The sequence below is a fragment of the Agrococcus beijingensis genome (assembly GCF_030758955.1).
GTDB lineage: Bacteria > Actinomycetota > Actinomycetes > Actinomycetales > Microbacteriaceae > Agrococcus > Agrococcus beijingensis.
Window position 1 is genome coordinate 1203538 of record NZ_CP132360.1, and the last position, 16089, is coordinate 1219626.

Genomic DNA, 16089 nt, shown 5'->3' on the forward strand with positions numbered 1-16089 from the left:
GTCACCACGGGTTCTCGACCGCCGGGCCACCGCCCGGCTGATCGCCGTCCTGGTCGTACTGATCCTGCTGCTGCTGCTCGGTCTGGGCGTCCTGGTTCTGCTCCTCGAGCTGCTCCTGCGGCGACTGCTCGCCGTCCGACTCTCCCTCGCCCTCGCCCTCGCCGTCCTGCGACTGCTCGTCCTCGATCTTCTCCTCGATGCGCGGCACCGCGGCCTCGAACTGCTCGGCCGTGTCGGCCTCGCCCTCGCGCGGCTCGTCGTGGCAGCCCTCGGGCGTCGCGTCGATGAGCGCGAGCGCCTCGTTGTAGAGGCCGTTCGCGGTCTGCGTGTCCTGCGCCTCGCGCGCGACGTCGCCCTGCTTCTCGATGTTCGTCACCAGCGAGGCGACGATGACGCAGTGCTCGTTCATCTCGATCGCGGTCTCGGGCTCGCCGTGCAGCTCGAGCGACTCCTCGAGCTTGGCGCGGCCCTCCTCGAGCGCGTCGGCCATCGTCAGCGAGACGCCCAGGCCGAAGGGCGCCTTCCACGGCTCGACCCAGTTCCACAGCTCGAGCCCGCGTGCCGCCTCGGCGGCCTGCCCGTAGGCGCGGGCCTCGAAGCGATCGGCCGCGGTCTGCGAGAGCGCGCTGACGCCGATGAGCTTGGTCGCGAGCACGATCGCCGCGAGCGCGACGGGGATGAGCCCGAGCATGAGCCACCAGCGCAGGGTGCGGCGCTGCCGGTCGGTGAGCGTCTTCGGGGGGCGGATGCGGTTCATCGGATGCGCTCCCTCACGCCGGTGCCGCCGCCCACGGGAGCGCGGCGGTCGGTGCCGAGGATGCCGCGGGTCGACCGCAGCGAGCGCGCGAGGCTGAGCGCCTCCCAGGCCAGCAGCAGCGCGATCGGGATGCCGAGCACCCAGGCGAACTCGAGCCGCGCCTGCTCGGTGCGGTCGAGGTCGGCGGCGCCCTCGAGGGCCGCCATCGGGCCGAGCGCATCCGCGAGCGGCAGGCCGGGGGCCCGCTGCAGGTAGCTGACGCCGAGCTGGTCGGCGATCGTCCGCAGCTGCCCCTGGTCGATGCGGCTGATCGCGTCGCCGCCGCCGGCGGGATCCTGCACGTAGCGATCCTCGTTCGGGTTGAAGCTCGAGATGCGCATGCGGCCGCCCTGCTCGGTGCCGTAGCCCAGCACGAAGCCGCGGTCGACGAGCCCGCCCACGTCGGCGAACGACTGCGGCTGCTCCTCGGCGGTGTGCTCGCCGTCGCCCAGGTAGAAGACGATCGCCGGCGAGGCGGGGTCGTCGGCGGCGCTGCGCTCGAGCTCGGTCTTCAGCAGGTCGTGCGCGACCGCCACCGAGGTGCCGCGCGACTGCTGCGCGATCTCGGGCCGCAGGGCGCGCACCATCTCGATCACGGCGGAGCCGTCGTCGGTGAGCGGCACCCGCAGGATCGCCTGCGAGTCGAAGGAGATGACCGAGAGGTCGGCGCCGGCGAAGGAGCGGGCGATCTCGACCACGTCCTCCTGCATGCCGGCCAGGCGTGCCTCGCTCCCCCAGTCCTCCGCCGCCACCGACTGCGAGGTGTCGAGCATCACGAACACGCGCGCCTGGATGGATGCGGTGGGCACCTCGCCGCCGGGCAGCGCGGGGCGGAAGGCCATCGCGACGGCGAGCGTCACGAGCAGGGTGCGGCGCAGCCACGCGAGGCGGCGCCCGCGCACCGCGACCAGCTGCCAGATGCAGAGGCCGAGCGCGATCGCGCCGACGATGACGACGAGGACCGGGAGCGTGGGGTGGAAGGTGATCACAGTCGCACCCTCGCAGCGATGAGGCAGACCCCCGCGACCAGGAGCAGCACGATGAGCGGCAGCGCCCCCGGCCGGTCGATCACCTGGATCTGCGGCGGCGTCTCGATGAAGCCGGCCTCGATCGCGTTGACGCGGTCGACGATCTGCGGCACGGTCTGCGCGAAGTCGAGCGCGAAGTAGGCGCCGCCGGTGCCCTCGGCGATGTCGCGCAGCTCCTGCGAGTACATGTCGCCGCCGAAGTCGAACGGGTTGATCGCGTACACGCGCACCTCGTTGTCGACGGCGAGCTGCCCCGCCTGCGGCAGCGAGAAGATCTGCTGCCCGTTCACCACGTTGTCGGTGGCGAGGATGATCGAGCGCGGCCGCTCGCTCGCCTCGAGGTCGGCGAAGTCGAGCACGCAGGAGGCGAGGCCGTCGCCGACGAGCGATGCGCCCAGGCCGCTCGCGGTGCCGGCGAGGTAGTTGAACTGCTCCTCGGGCCCGAGCGTGCCGTTCAGCGCCCGCACGTAGCGTCCGAGCTGCTCCTGGATGTAGTCGTAGTCGCTCGTGAGCGGGAAGGCCATCACGCTCGACGCGTCGAAGATGCGCATGCCGATGCGCTCGCCGTCGAGCTCTGCGGCGATCTGCTGGTAGACCGCCAGGATCTCGGCGTCGACGTCGACCATCGAGCCGGAGACGTCGAGGCACAGCACGATGTCGCGCTTGAAGTCCTCCTCCTGGTTCGCGGCGATGCCCGACGGGCGCGACGCGACGGCGCCCGCGACGCCGACCCCGACGACCGCCAGCGCGAGCGCGCTCGCGATCCCCACGCGGTAGCGCAGCAGCGCACCGCGGAAGACGGCGAGCGAGGTCATCCGGTCGACGTGCGCGACCGGCAGCCCGCGCTCGCGGCGGCGCTTCGGCAGCAGCAGCCCCAGCAGCGCCGCGCCCAGGCCGACCACGATCACGACCGGCAGCAGCCAAGGCCACAGCAGCATCACATCCACGTCGCCACCACCTGTCGCGCGGCCGCGATCGCCGCGTCGGGGTCGTGCTTCGCCGCCCGGCGGAACGACGACGGGTAGTACTGCTCGACCGCGCCCTGCACGGTCGGCAGATCGGCATCGCCGAGGTCGCGCAGCGTCATCACCTCGGCGACGACGCCCGTCGACTCGTGGGCGAAGAAGCGCAGCACGAGGCTGAGCCGTTGCGCCAGGGCGCGCGGCTCGAGATCGCCCGCGGCGTGCTCGGCGGCGACCTCGTCGATCAGCCTCAAGTACTTCTCCTTGACGCTGCGCACGTCGATCGGCACGGGTGGTGGGGGCGGAGGCTCGAGGATGCCCCGCGGCCGGGTCCAGAGCCAGCTGAAGGCGTAGACGCCGAGCACGAGCAGCAGCGCGAGCGCGCCCAGCACCCACCAGGGGAAGTAGCCGAAGGGGCCGTAGGTGTCGGGTGCGGGCAGCCGGGCGAGGTCGACCGCTCGGCCGAGCAGGTCGGCGCTGCGCAGCAGGTCGGCGCCGCGGAGCAGGTCAGCGCCGGGCACGGCGGTGCCTCTCGAGCAGGCGGAACAGCCCGCCGATCGCGGTCGCCGAGGAGTCGATGCGCACCGACGCGATGCCGAGCGAGCGCAGTCCGTTCTCGAGCCGCTCGCGCCGGGCGGCCGTCTCGTCGTCGAAGGCGCGCCGCAGCCCGCGGTCGCGGCGCAGGAACGGCGGCAGCCCGACGCCCGTGTCGACGCCGACGAGGTCTTGGGTGTGGCCCGCGCGCGCCATCAGGTCGGCGTCGCCGATCGACACCCAGAGCACCTCGTGCCGCGTGTGCAGCCGGCCCAGGTGCACGTCGAGGTCGTGCGTGTAGGCGACGTCGTCGGCGACCACGACGATCAGCGACCTGCGACGCATCCGCCGCACGGCATGCTCGAGCACGCCCTCGAGGTCGGAGAGCGGGCCGTCGAGCGAGACCGCCGCGTCGATGCGCCGCAGCATGCGCTCGAGGTGCGCCTCGGAGCCGCCCTCCTGCATGTTCTCGGTGCGCTCGGCATCGCCCATCAGCAGCGCGACGCGGTCGCCGTGCCGCGTGGCGAGGTAGCCGAGGATGCCCGACACCAGGATCGCCAGCTCGAGCTTCGACTCGCCCGACTCGGCGGTCGCCGCCATGTTGCGGCCCGAGTCGACCACCATCAGCACGTTGTGCTGGCGCGAGGCGATGTAGCGCTTGATCAGCGGCACGTGGCTGCGTGCGGTGGCCTTCCAGTCGATGTCCTTCACGTCGTCGCCCGGCTGGTACTCGCGCAGGTCGTCGAAGTCGTGGCTGCGGCCGTGGTGGATCGACTGGTACTCGCCCTCGAGCAGCTCGAGGGTGCGACGATGCGCGTGGATCGACATGGTCGTCTTCACCTTGCGCAGCCGTCGCTCCATCGTCGGGCCCTACGGGGTCCGCACGGCGCCGAAGATGGCGTCGATGATCTGCTCGCTGGTCACGCCGTCGGCCTCGGCCTCGTAGCCGAGGATCAGGCGATGGCGCAGCACGGCGTGACGGAGGTCCTTGATGTCCTCCGGGATCACCCAGTCGCGGCCCTGCACGAGCGCGAGCGCCCGCGAGGCCTGCGAGAACGACAGCGAGCCGCGGGGGCTGGCGCCGTACTCGATGTAGGCGGCCAGCTGCGCGCCGATGTAGTCCTCGGCATGCCGGGTGACGTACATGAGCTGCACGACGTAGTTGGTGATCGCCTGGTCGACGTAGACGCGCTTCACGAGCCCCTGCAGGAAGCGCACGTCGTCGAGGCTCGCGACGGGGCCGTCGTGGCCGCGCTCGAACACGCCCGTCTCGGAGCGCCGCACGATCTCGGCCTCCTCCGTGGGCGAGGGGTAGGTGAGGATCTCCTTGAGCAGGAAGCGGTCGAGCTGCGCCTCGGGCAGCGTGTAGGTGCCCTCCTGCTCGATCGGGTTCTGCGTCGCGAGCACCAGGAACGGCTCGGGCAGGTCGTGGGTCTCGCCGCCGATCGATGTCTGGCGCTCCTGCATCGCCTCGAGCATCGCCGACTGCGTCTTGGCGCTCGAGCGGTTGATCTCGTCGAGCAGCACGAAGTTGGCGTGCACCGGGCCCAGCTGGGTGCGGAAGTCGCCGGAGTGCTGGTCGTAGATCTGGGTGCCGACGATGTCGCTGGGCAGCAGGTCGGGCGTGCACTGGATGCGGTGGAACGAGGCGGATACCGACCGCGCGAGCGTCGCCGCCGCGGTCGTCTTCGCGAGCCCCGGCACCGACTCCATCAGCACGTGCCCGCCGGTGAGCAGCGCCACCATCAGCGAGCGCAGCAGCTGGTGCTGCCCGACGACGGTCGACTGGAACGACTGCTCGATGGAGCGGATGATGCGCTTCGCGCGCTCCAGCTCCTCCGGCGTGATCGGGTCCCGCCCGGGGACTGCATTGGACACGCGCGCTCCTATCGGTCGTCGGCACGGCGTCGGCGCGGAGGGGTCTCCGAGGCTCTCGCCTCGGCCACGCTACCGGCTGCGGCTGTGCCTCGCTGTGCCCCCGCTGGACGCCCGCTCAGGCAGTCTGCCGCACGGCCGGCGCGCGGGTCGCGGCGATCGCGGCGACCGCGACGGCGGCGATGAGCGGCAGCATCGCGAGGTTGAGGCCCGCATAGCCGACGAGGCCCAGGATCGGGCCGGCCGCCGCGCCCGCGGCGGCCCCGGTGAGCCCCATCGCCAGGTCGCTGCGGCCCTGCAGCGCCGGTCGCAGCCGCGGCTCGACGGCGCCGGCCACGACCGTCGAGCCGGCCACCGTCGCCGCGCTCCAGCCGAGGCCGAGCAGCGCCAGCCCGACCGGCGCGAGCGAGACGGGCAGCGCCAGGTTGCTGAGCACCGCGAGCAGCAGGATGCCGGCCCCGAGCAGCACCGTCACGCGTGCGCCGACCTTGTCGGTGAGCCAGCCGAACACCGGCGAGAGGGCGTACATGCCGGCGGTGTGGGCGCTCATCGTGAAGCCGATCACGCCCAGCTGCTGCCCCGCGTGGCCGAGGTGCACGGGCGTGAGCGCCATCACGCCCACCATCGTCGCGTGGGCGGCGGCGACCGCGATGACGGCGGCGAGGGCACGCGGATGCTGCCCCAGGCGCAGGCGCGGGCGCTCGGCGTGGGCGGGCACCCCGACGCGCGCCGCAAGCAAAGGGTCGGGCCGCAGGAACGCCCAGAGCACGGCGACGACGATGGCCATCGCGGTGGCGCTGATCAGGTAGGCGCCGACCAGCGGCGGCAGTCCGATCGCCGCGCCGAGCGCGTCGCCCGGCTCGATGAGGTTCGGGCCGATCACGACGCCGATGGTGGTCATCCACACGACGGTGGAGAGGTCGCGGCCGCGGCGCTGCGGGGTCGACAGGTCGGTGGCGGCGAAGCGCGACTGCAGGTTGACCGCCATCGCTCCGCCCAGCACCAGGAAGCCGGGCAGCACGAGCCAGGCGAGGCTCAGCGCGCCGCCGACGATCAGCAGCAGCGTGCCCGCGAGCGCCAGCAGCGCGCCGGCGGTGAGCGAGACGCGGCGGCCGCGCCGCTGCGCGAGCCGCGCGAGCGGCACCGCGAGGCCCGCGCCGCCGAGCGTGAGCAGCGTCGCGGCGAGCCCGGCGAGCTCTGCGCGGCCGGTCACCTGCTCGACGAGCAGCGAGCCCACGCCGAGCGCGACGCCGTTGGCGAGGCCGCCGAGCGCCTGCGCGACCGACAGCACCACGAGCGTGCGCCGCTGCGCCGGGTGCTGCGCCTGCCGCGGCGTGGTGCCGGATGCGGCGCCGGATGCGGTGCCGGAGGCCGCGTCGGGCGCTGCGCCGGACTCCGCAGCCGCCCGCGCGGTCGGCTCCCCGTCCGGCGAGGCCATGTCAGACCGTGACGACTTCGGCCTCGCCCGCGGGCAGGCCCTGCTCGTCGGCGATCTTGCGCGCCTCCTCGATGAGGGTGCGCACGATGTCGGCCTCTGGCACGGTCTTGACGACCTCGCCCTTGATGAAGATCTGCCCCTTGCCGTTGCCCGACGCGACCCCGAGGTCTGCCTCACGGGCCTCGCCCGGACCGTTGACGACGCATCCCATCACCGCGACGCGCAGCGGCACCTGCACGTCCTTGAGCCCCTCGGTGACCGCGTCGGCCAGCGAGTAGACGTCGACCTGGGCGCGGCCGCAGGAGGGGCAGGAGACGATCTCGAGCTTGCGCTCGCGCAGGTTCAGCGACTGCAGGATCTGCAGGCCCACCTTGACCTCCTCCGCCGGCGGCGCGGAGAGCGAGACGCGGATCGTGTCGCCGATGCCCTCGGCGAGCAGGATGCCGAAGGCGGTCGCCGACTTGATCGTGCCCTGGAACGCCGGGCCCGCCTCGGTGACGCCGAGGTGCAGCGGCCAGTCGCCGCGCTCGGCGAGCATCCGGTAGGTCTTGACCATCACGACCGGGTCGTTGTGCTTGACCGAGATCTTGAAGTCGTGGAAGTCGTGCTCCTCGAACAGGCTCGCCTCCCACACCGCCGACTCGACGAGCGCCTCGGGTGTCGCCTTGCCGTACTTCTCGAGCAGGCGCGGGTCGAGGCTGCCGGCGTTCACGCCGATGCGCAGCGAGACGCCAGCGGCCTTCGCGCGCTTGGCGATCTCGCCCACCTGGTCGTCGAACTTGCGGATGTTGCCCGGGTTGACGCGCACCGCCGCGCAGCCCGCGTCGATCGCCTGGTAGACGTACTTCGGCTGGAAGTGGATGTCGGCGATCACCGGGATCTGCGACTTCTTCGCGATGATGTGCAGCACATCGGCGTCGTCCTGGCTGGGCACCGCGACGCGCACGATGTCGCAGCCGGTGGCGGTGAGCTCGGCGATCTGCTGCAGGGTCGCGTTGATGTCGGTGGTCTTCGTCGTGGTCATCGACTGCACGGAGACCTGGGCGTCGCCGCCGACGAGCACCTTGCCGACCTTGATCTGCCTGCTCTTGCGACGGGGCGCGAGCGTGAGGGGCTCGGGCTTGCCGAGGTTGATGGCTGCCATGCGGCAAGCCTACTTCCCGCGGCGCTGAGCGCCCTCTGCGCCGATGGCAGACTCTTCGGGTGATCACCGCAGCGGCAGACGGCTCCTCCCTCGGCAACCCCGGCCCCACCGGCTGGGGCTGGTACGTCGACGAGGGGCGCTGGGCCGCGGGCGGGCAGCGGCTGGGCACGAACAACATCGGCGAGCTCGCCGCCGTCGTCGACCTGCTGCAGCAGACGCGCGGCGTCGACGAGCTGCGCATCCTCTGCGACAGCCAGTACGTCATCAAGTCGATCACGCAGTGGATGCCCGGCTGGAAGCGCAAGGGCTGGCGCAAGGCCGACGGCAAGCCGGTGCTGAACCGCGAGCTGCTCGAGGAGCTCGACCGGCTGATGACCGAGCGCAGGGCCGCCGGTGGCCGCGTGGAGTTCGAGTGGGTGAAGGGGCACGCCGGACATCCGCTGAACGAGGCCGCCGACCGGCTCGCGAACGGCGCGGCCGGCGCCTACCAGCGTGGCCTGGTGCCGGATGCGGGACCGGGGTTCGGCGGCGTCACGCGCGGCGAGCAGGCGGCCCGGACCGCACCGCCGGCCGGGTCGCGCTCGCCGGAGGCCCCCGCCTCGGCCGCGGCCGCGCCCGCCGCCGTGACCGATGCGCCCGCGGCGCCGGCCGCATCCGCCCCCGCATTGTTCGACGGCTTCGACTTCCTGACGGACGAGCCCGCCGAGGCCGAGGTGGTGCGGCTCGAGCGCTCCCTGCTCACCGACGCCGTGCGCTCCGACCCCGCCGAGGTCGCCGCGCTGCTGCACCCCGAGTGGGAGGAGATCGGCGCGTCGGGCCGGCGCTGGAGCCGCGACGAGCTGCTCGCCGAGATCGCGCCGCTGCCCCAGCGGGTCGAGCTCGAGCTGCTGGCCACGCACGAGCTCTCCGCCGACACGCAGCTCATCCTCTGGCGGTCGGTGGGCGACGAGCCCGCGCTCCGCAGCAGCCTCTGGGTGCGGTCCGGTGGCCGCTGGCGCCAGCGATTCCACCAGGGCACGCGCGAGGCGTAGCCGGCTGAGGGGTCGCCGCCTGAGCGGTCGCCGCCTGAGGTCGCCGCCGAGGGGTCGCCGCCGCGGGGCAGCCGGGCGAGCCCGTCACGAGACGCGGAGATGTCGCCGGCAGCGGACGATCCGTCCGCGATTCGCGCCGGATGGCGGATCCGTCCGCTGCTCGCGACGCGGGCGCGGGAGTGGCGCCCGCGGCTCAGCCGAAGAGGCTGATCGGCTTCACGATGTCGGCGTAGATGAGCAGCGCGCTCATGATGCCGAGCACGGCGGTGACGACCAGGGTGACCGGCACCCACTTCGCCGTGTCGAGCGGCTGCGCCACGCGACCGCGCAGCTTCGCCCAGCCGCGCCGCACCGCGTCGACGAGGGCGCCGAGGATGTGGCCGCCGTCGAGCGGCATGAGCGGGATCAGGTTGAACACGAACAGCGCCACGTTGAGGCTCGCGAGCAGCTGCACCATCGCGCTCACGCGCTCGAGCACCGGCACCTGGTCGAGCGCGGCGATCTCGCCGGCCATGCGGCCGACGCCGACCACCGACATGGGGCCGTTGGGGTCGCGCTCCCCCGGGCCGAACGCGGCCTCGGCGACGTCGACGAGGCGCTGCGGCAGGTTGAGGATCAGCTCGCCCACCCGCACCACGTTGTCGCCGACCGCGGGCAGCACGGCGCTGAGCGGCTGCTGCTCGACCGCGTACTGCGGCCCGACGCCGACGAAGCCGACCGTCTCGGTCAACAGTGCGCCGTCGACCTCGACCTGCTCGCCGCGATCGTCGAAGACGTAGCGCTCGGTCGCGAGCGGGGTGATGGTCAGCGCCTGCTCGGTGCCGTCGCGCTCGACCACGAACTCGGTCGGGGTGCCGGCGAGCTCGCGGATCGCGGCCTGCACATCGGCCCACTCCCCCGCCGGGCGGCCGTCGACCGCGACGATCGTGTCGCCCGGCAGCATGCCGGCCTCGGCGGCGGGCGCCAGCGGGTCGCCGGGCGCGCACTCGGCGCGCTCCTCGCTCGCCGGGATCACGCACTCCGAGACGGTCGACACCGTCGTCGACGGCACCGCGATGCCGAAGCCCGACAGCACCAGCGCGTACATGCCGATCGCGAGCACGAGGTTCATCGTCGGCCCACCGAGCATGATCACGATCCGCTTCCAGGTGGCGAGCCGCCAGAACGCCCGGTGCTCCTCGCCCTCGTGGATCGTGTCGGCGCTCGAGTCGCGCGCATCCTGGACGAGCGTGTCGAGGAACCCCGTGGACGCATCCCTCGACTGACCGCCCGGCCTCACCGGCGGGAACATGCCCGACATCGAGATGTAGCCGCCCAGCGGGATCCACTTCATGCCGTACTCGGTCTCGCCCCTGCGGAAGGAGAAGACCGTGGGGCCGAAGCCGATCATCCACTGGCCGACGCGCACGCCGAAGAGCTTCGCCGGCCAGAGGTGGCCGAGCTCGTGCAGGCCGATCGACACGGCGAGGCCGACGACGACGACCAGCACGCCCAGGACGTAGAGCAGCACGGATTCCATCGCCGCTCAGGCTAGCCCCACAGTCAGTGCTCCTACGCTGACGCACATGGCAGCGGCCCCAGCATCGAGCCGCGGTTCGAGCACCGTCGAGCGCATCCCCGGGTCGACGTCGAAGCGCGGCCTCGTCGTGCTCGGCGCGATCGGGATGGTGCTCGTGCTGCTCTTCGCGTGGCTCGTGGTGCGAGCGCAGGACGACCCGGTGCGCCAGACCGCGAGGGTGGTGGGTGACCTGCCCGTGTCGGCGGCCGGCTGGCGCGGCGAGCAGCTCGAGAACGCCGCGATCGTCATGCAGGCCGCGCGCGACCTCGGGCTCTCCGAGCGCGACGTGCGCCTCGGGGTGATGACCGCGATGGGCGAGTCGAGCCTGCGCGTGCTCGACCGCGGCGACCGGGCCGGGCCCGACTCTCGCGGGCTCTTCCAGCAGCGCGACCCGTGGGGGCCGTACGAGGTGCGCATGGATGCCTACGGCTCGGCCGTGCTCTTCTTCCGGGCGCTCGCCGAGGTCGAGGCGCGCGACGGGATGCGGCCGACCCGCGTCGCGCCCGCGGTGCAGATCAACCGCGATCCCGAGCACTACGAGCGCTGGTGGGACGACGCGGGCGAGGTGGTCGCCGCGGTCGACGGAGCCGACGCGGTCGTGGTGGTCGAGCCGGTCGGCTGAACGGCCGCATCCGCGCTACCGGTCGACGCCCGCCAGCTCGTCGGCGGTGGCGCGCGCCCAGCGCTCGGCCTGCAGCACCCGCTCGAGCGTCAGCTCGCCCGGCTCGTGCTGGTCGAGCACCCGCTCGACCACCGGCAGGATGTCGAGGAAGCCGATCTCGCCCTTGTGGAAGGCCGTCACGGCCTGCTCGTTCGCCGCGTTGAACACCGCCGGGAAGGTCGAGCCGGCCCTGCCGACCTTCTTCGCGAGCGCCACCGATGGGAACGCCCGCTCGTCGAGAGGCTCGAAGGTCCAGGCGGATGCGGTGCTCCAGTCGAGCGGTGCGCCGACGCCGGGCACGCGGCGCGGCCAGTCGAGGCCGAGCGAGATCGGCAGGCGCATGTCGGGCGGCGAGGCCTGCGCGATCGTCGAGCCGTCGACGAACTCGACCATCGAGTGCACGATCGACTGCGGGTGCACCGTCACGTCGATGCGGTCGAACGGCACGTCGAACAGCAGGTGCGCCTCGATCACCTCGAGCCCCTTGTTCACCAGCGTCGCGGAGTTCGTGGTCACCATCGGTCCCATGTCCCACGTGGGGTGCGCCAGCGCATCCGCCGGTGCCACGTCGGCCATCCGCTCGCGGCTCCAGCCGCGGAACGGGCCTCCGGATGCGGTGAGCACGAGCCTGCGCACCTCGCCGTGGTCGCCGGATCGCAGGCACTGCGCGATCGCCGAGTGCTCGGAGTCGACCGGCACGATCTGGCCGGGCTGCGCGCGGCGCATGACGAGGTCGCCGCCGGCGATGAGCGACTCCTTGTTGGCGAGTGCGAGCGTGCGGCCGGCGTCGAGCGCGGCGAGCGTCGGCGCGAGGCCCACCGAGCCGGTGATGCCGTTGACGACCACGTCGCAGTCGACCGACTCGATCATGATGACCGCGGCGTCGGCGCCGAGCGCCGCCTCGCCGCCGAAGGCCGCCTGCTGCGCATCGAGGCCTGCCTGGTCGCGGCCCGCGACGAGGCCGACGACCTCGAAGCGATCGGGGTTCGCGCGGATCACGTCGAGCGTCTGGGTGCCGATGGAGCCCGTCGATCCGAGGATGATCACCCGGCGGCGCTGCTGCTGCTGCGCCATCACCGCGCCGCTCCGTCGACCGAGCCGTCGCCTGCGCCGTCGGCCGTGCCGTCGACTGCGCCGTGCCGGGCCACGACCCGACCCTCGACGACGATGGTCGGCTCGTGCAGCACCGGGAACGCGACGCTGGAGGCGATGAAGCAGTCGCGGGATGCCTGCAGGTGCGCGTCGAGGGCGTCGTGCGCCTGCGCGGCGTCGGCGATCGTCACCACCGGGTGCAGCGCCGCCCGGGTGAAGCGGCCGCCGGTGCCGCTCGTCTCCATCTCGCCGGTCGCCGCGTCGGTATAGGCGGTGACGACGATGCCGCGGCTCGCCGCCTGGTGCAGGTAGCTGAGCATGTGGCACTGCGCGAGCGCCGTCAGCAGCAGCTGCTCGGGGTTGTGGCGGGTGCGGTCGCCGCGGAACGTCGGGTCGGCGGAGCCCAGGATGTCGGGCAGCCCGTCGATGCGCACGACGTGGTCGCGGGTGTAGGAGCGGTAGGTCGCGGTGCCCTCGGCACCGGCTCCCGTCCACTCGATCTCGACGGCATAGGCATGGCGCATCGGCATGGCACCCAGCGTAGGCGGGTCGTATGGCCCGCGCGCCCGCTGGCGTAGGATTCGGGCATGACTGACATCGCCGTTTCTGCGTCCTCCCGCTCCGTCGTCACCGAGATCCCGGGGCCCAACAGCCGTGCCCTGCTCGAGCGAAAGGCTGCGGCCGTGGCGCAGGGGATCCCGCACCAGCTGCCGGTCTTCGTCGCCTCGGCGCACGACGCGATCATCACCGACGTCGACGGCAACCGCTTCATCGACCTGGGCTGCGGCATCGGCGTCACCACCATCGGCCACACGAACGACGCGGTCGTCGCGGCCGTGCGCGAGCAGGTCGGCAAGCTGACGCACTCGCTGTTCGGCACCACCCCGTACGAGCCCTACGTGCGCGTCGCCGAGTACCTCGCCAAGCACACCCCCGGCGACTTCCCGAAGAAGTCGTTCTTCATCAACTCCGGCTCGGAGGCCGTCGAGAACGGCGTGAAGATCGCCCGCAAGCACACGGGCCGCCGCGCGGTCGCCGTCGTCGAGCACGGCTACCACGGCCGCACGAACCTCACCATGACCATGAACTACAAGCCGGCGCCGTACGCGACCGGCATGGGCCCGCTCGCCTCCGACATCTTCCACGCGCCGGGCTCGTACCCGCTGCAGGACGGCCTCGACGGCCTCGAGGCGGCCGAGCGCACCCAGTACTACCTCGAGAAGCACGTCGGCGTCGCCGACCTCGCCTGCCTCGTGATCGAGCCCATCCAGGGCGAGGGCGGCTTCATCGTGCCCGCCGACGGCTACCTGCCCGCCATGCAGGAGTGGTGCACCGCGAACGGCGTCGTCATGATCGCCGACGAGGTGCAGTCGGGCATCTGCCGCACCGGCGCCACCTTCGCCTCCGAGCTGTTCGGCTGGGAGCCCGACATGGTGCTGTCGGCCAAGGGCATCGCGGGCGGCATGCCGCTCGCCGGCGTCACGGCCCGCGCCGAGATCATGGACTCCGTGCACACCGGCGGCATCGGCGGCACCTTCGGCGGCAACCCCGTCTCGTGCGCCGCGGCGGTCGCCGTCTTCGAGCAGATCGAGGCCAACGACCTGAACGCCGAGGCGCAGCGCATCGAGCGCGTGCTGCGCCCGCTGCTCGACGGCCTCGCCGAGAAGCACGAGGAGATCATCGAGGTCCGCGGCCGCGGTGCGATGCTCGCGATCGAGTTCATCGACCCCTCCTCGGGCGCGCCCATCCCGACCGCACCGATCGCGGCCGCTGCCGGTCTCGACGGCGTGCTGGTGCTGACGGCCGGCACCGACTACAACGTGCTGCGCTTCCTGCCGAGCCTGGCGATCACCGACGACCAGCTGCGTGAGGCAGTCGAGGTCATCGACCGCGCCATCGCCTCGACGAAGACCGCCTGATGCAGGTCGGCGTCCCCCGCGAGATCAAGACCGACGAGCAGCGGGTCGCCCTCACGGCGACCGGCGCCACCGAGCTCGTCGCTCGCGGCCACGAGGTGCTCGTGGAGACGGGCGCCGGCCTCGGCAGCGGCATCCCCGACGAGGCCTTCGCGGCCGCTGGCGCGCGCATCGTGGCGACGGCGGCCGAGGCCTGGTCGGCTGAGATGGTGCTGAAGGTCAAGGAGCCGGTCGAGGGCGAGCTCGACCTGCTGCGCGACGACCTGACGCTCTTCGCCTACCTGCACCTGGCAGCGGCCCCCGAGCTGGCGCAGGCGCTGCTCGAGCGCGGCACCACCGCCATCGCCTACGAGACGGTGCGCGCCCCCGACGGCTCGCTGCCCATGCTCGCGCCCATGAGCGAGGTCGCCGGGCGGCTCTCGGTCACGCACGGCGCCTCGCTGCTGACCGCCCCGCAGGGCGGCGCCGGCCTGCTGCTGGGCGGCGTGCCCGGCACGCGCGCCGGTCACACGGTGGTGCTCGGCGGCGGCGTCGCCGGCACGGCGGCGGTCGAGATGGCCGTGGGCCTCGGCTCGCGGGTGACCGTGCTCGACGTGTCGCTGCCGCGGCTGCGCCAGTTCGACACGATCTACGGCGGCCGCGTGCAGACGCTGCACTCGAACCGGGTCACCGTCGAGCAGGCCGTGCTCGACGCCGACCTGGTGATCGGCTCGGTGCTGATCCCCGGCGCGAAGGCGCCGAAGCTCGTCACGAACGACATGGTCGCGCGCATGCGCCCGGGCTCCGTGCTCGTGGACATCGCGATCGACCAGGGCGGCTGCTTCGCCGACTCGCACCCGACCACGCACCGCGACCCCACCTTCCGCGTGCACGAGACGCTCTTCGCGTGCGTCGCGAACCTGCCCGGCGCCGTGCCGCGCACGTCGACCGAGGCGCTCACCAACGCGACGCTGTCGGCGACGCTGCGGCTGGCCGACCTCGGCTGGCGAGCGGCGCTGCAGGCGGATGCCGGCCTCGCGGCGGGCCTGAACGCCGCCGGCGGTCGGGTGACCCACCAGGGCGTCGCCTCGGCGCTCGGCGTTCAGGAGACGCCGGTCGCCTCGCTGCTCGGGTAGCGCAGCCGCTCGAAGCGGCCGCCCTCGAGCACCCAGGCGGGCGCAGAGCGCATCGGCGGGGGCGGCGGCGCGTGCCGCAGCACCTGCCGCAGCTGCCGCTCGTCGACCCCGAGCACGACCACCGGCCGGTCGGCGCGCAGCCGGTCGAGCTCGCCCCAGGCGGCCTCCCACTCGGCAACGGTGCCGATGACCACATCGGGGTGCGCGCTGCCCGCCGCCGTGCCCGGTCGCGCCGCGCGCCGCGCGCGGTCGCCCAGCAGCGCGAGGGGCGCCTCGACGCCGGCGCCCAGCATCACCGCGCACCGCTCGGAGCGCAGCGGCACGGAGCGCGGCCGCCGCCGATCGACCGGCTCGGGCGGCAGCGCGAGCTGGATGCGCTCGTCGTGCAGCCAGCCGGCCCCGGGCGCCAGCGCGGCATCGTGCAGCGGGCCCGAGCCGCCGGCCACGATGTGCTCCTGCCTGCTGGCGATGCGCAGCAGGATCCGCACCTCTGCGAGCGCCGCGAGCTGGCTCATCGCGGAGGACACCCGGCGCGCGGTGAGCGCGACCGCGGCGCCCTCGCGCATGCGTCGCGCCAGCAGCTGCGCGACGATCGTCTGCTGCTCCTCCCCCAGTCGCGCGAGCTGCAGGTCGAGGTCGTCGACCACCAGCGGCCCTGGCTCCTGCAGCGCGTCCCAGAGCGCGTCCTCCCGGTCGACGACCAGCGTGCCGAGCTGCCCCGCCGCCAGCTCGGCCAGGCTCGAGCGCCCGCTCGCCGCTCCGCCGATCGCCAGCAGCGGCCCGTCGGTCGCCGGCCGCCACTCGACGGCCTCGACCCGCTGCTGCGACGGGCGGTCGACGAGGCCCAGGCGCAGGCCGTCGCCGCCCACCTCGGACAGCGCGAGCCGTGCCGGCAGCGGCTCGCACCACGGTCGCGGCGGCCGCGGCAGCGCGGCGGCC

At 73.2% G+C, this 16089-nt stretch carries 15 protein-coding genes and 1 pseudogene; 4 read left to right on the forward strand and 12 right to left on the reverse strand.

The features are described from left to right. Nucleotide 1: 1 nt before the first annotated feature. From Q9250_RS05770 to ispG, 8 genes are all read right to left on the reverse strand, one after another. Nucleotides 2-757 (reverse strand): hypothetical protein, encoded by a 756-nt coding sequence (locus tag Q9250_RS05770; RefSeq protein WP_306233632.1) that lies wholly within the window; start codon nt 755-757, stop codon nt 2-4. Further along, nucleotides 754-1785 carry a vWA domain-containing protein gene (locus tag Q9250_RS05775; protein ID WP_306233633.1) on the reverse strand — a complete coding sequence of 344 codons (1032 nt, stop codon included), beginning with the start codon at nt 1783-1785 and terminating at the stop codon, nt 754-756. The genes Q9250_RS05770 and Q9250_RS05775 overlap by 4 nt, the downstream gene beginning before the upstream one ends. Next, the gene (locus Q9250_RS05780; RefSeq protein ID WP_306233634.1) at nt 1782-2762 is read right to left on the reverse strand and encodes a vWA domain-containing protein; all 981 of its coding nucleotides are present in this window, start codon (nt 2760-2762) and stop codon (nt 1782-1784) included. The genes Q9250_RS05775 and Q9250_RS05780 overlap by 4 nt, the downstream gene beginning before the upstream one ends. After that, nucleotides 2762-3307 (reverse strand): hypothetical protein, encoded by a 546-nt coding sequence (locus Q9250_RS05785; RefSeq protein ID WP_306233635.1) that lies wholly within the window; start codon nt 3305-3307, stop codon nt 2762-2764. Before Q9250_RS05785 ends, Q9250_RS05780 begins: the two co-directional genes overlap by 1 nt. Then, nucleotides 3294-4181, reverse strand: coding sequence for a DUF58 domain-containing protein (locus Q9250_RS05790; protein WP_306233636.1), 888 nt, complete (start codon nt 4179-4181; stop codon nt 3294-3296). Before Q9250_RS05790 ends, Q9250_RS05785 begins: the two co-directional genes overlap by 14 nt. Nucleotides 4182-4190: 9 nt before the next feature. Further along, on the reverse strand, nt 4191-5198 hold the full coding sequence (locus tag Q9250_RS05795) for an AAA family ATPase (RefSeq protein WP_306233637.1): 1008 nt from the start codon (nt 5196-5198) through the stop codon (nt 4191-4193). 115 nt (nt 5199-5313) lie between these two features. Continuing rightward, a complete protein-coding gene (locus tag Q9250_RS05800; RefSeq protein WP_306233638.1) occupies nt 5314-6633 on the reverse strand; it encodes an MFS transporter in 1320 nt (439 codons plus the stop codon). A gap of 1 nt (nt 6634) precedes the next feature. Then, the gene (gene ispG, locus Q9250_RS05805; RefSeq protein WP_306233639.1) at nt 6635-7777 is read right to left on the reverse strand and encodes a flavodoxin-dependent (E)-4-hydroxy-3-methylbut-2-enyl-diphosphate synthase; all 1143 of its coding nucleotides are present in this window, start codon (nt 7775-7777) and stop codon (nt 6635-6637) included. A gap of 59 nt (nt 7778-7836) precedes the next feature. Here ispG and Q9250_RS05810 point away from each other — a divergent pair, with 59 nt between their 5' ends. Then, a complete protein-coding gene (locus Q9250_RS05810) occupies nt 7837-8808 on the forward strand; it encodes a ribonuclease HI family protein (RefSeq protein WP_306233640.1) in 972 nt (323 codons plus the stop codon). A gap of 193 nt (nt 8809-9001) precedes the next feature. On the opposite strand, the gene Q9250_RS05815 is transcribed toward Q9250_RS05810, so the two are convergent. Further along, entirely contained in the window at nt 9002-10327 is a 1326-nt protein-coding gene (locus Q9250_RS05815; RefSeq protein WP_306233641.1) for a M50 family metallopeptidase, read from the reverse strand. A gap of 46 nt (nt 10328-10373) precedes the next feature. Between Q9250_RS05815 and Q9250_RS05820 the strand changes: the two genes are divergently transcribed. Beyond that, complete coding sequence (locus tag Q9250_RS05820) at nt 10374-10988, forward strand: peptidase M23 (protein WP_306233642.1); 615 nt, start codon at nt 10374-10376, stop codon at nt 10986-10988. 15 nt (nt 10989-11003) lie between these two features. Here the strand turns inward: Q9250_RS05820 and dxr are convergent, their stop codons facing one another. Then, nucleotides 11004-12101 carry a 1-deoxy-D-xylulose-5-phosphate reductoisomerase gene (dxr, locus tag Q9250_RS05825; RefSeq protein ID WP_306233643.1) on the reverse strand — a complete coding sequence of 366 codons (1098 nt, stop codon included), beginning with the start codon at nt 12099-12101 and terminating at the stop codon, nt 11004-11006. Next, on the reverse strand, nt 12101-12649 hold the full coding sequence (locus Q9250_RS05830; RefSeq protein WP_306233644.1) for an OsmC family protein: 549 nt from the start codon (nt 12647-12649) through the stop codon (nt 12101-12103). Before Q9250_RS05830 ends, dxr begins: the two co-directional genes overlap by 1 nt. A 57-nt stretch (nt 12650-12706) precedes the next feature. On the opposite strand from Q9250_RS05830, the gene Q9250_RS05835 reads away from it, so the two are divergent. Both Q9250_RS05835 and ald read left to right on the forward strand, forming a co-directional pair. After that, complete coding sequence (locus Q9250_RS05835; protein ID WP_306233645.1) at nt 12707-14038, forward strand: aminotransferase class III-fold pyridoxal phosphate-dependent enzyme; 1332 nt, start codon at nt 12707-12709, stop codon at nt 14036-14038. Further along, complete coding sequence (gene ald / locus Q9250_RS05840) at nt 14038-15150, forward strand: alanine dehydrogenase (RefSeq protein ID WP_306233646.1); 1113 nt, start codon at nt 14038-14040, stop codon at nt 15148-15150. Before Q9250_RS05835 ends, ald begins: the two co-directional genes overlap by 1 nt. On the opposite strand, the pseudogene Q9250_RS05845 reads toward ald, so the two are convergent. Further along, nucleotides 15117-16089: pseudogene (locus Q9250_RS05845) on the reverse strand (hypothetical protein); the annotation flags it as partial. The gene ald and the pseudogene Q9250_RS05845 overlap by 34 nt on opposite strands.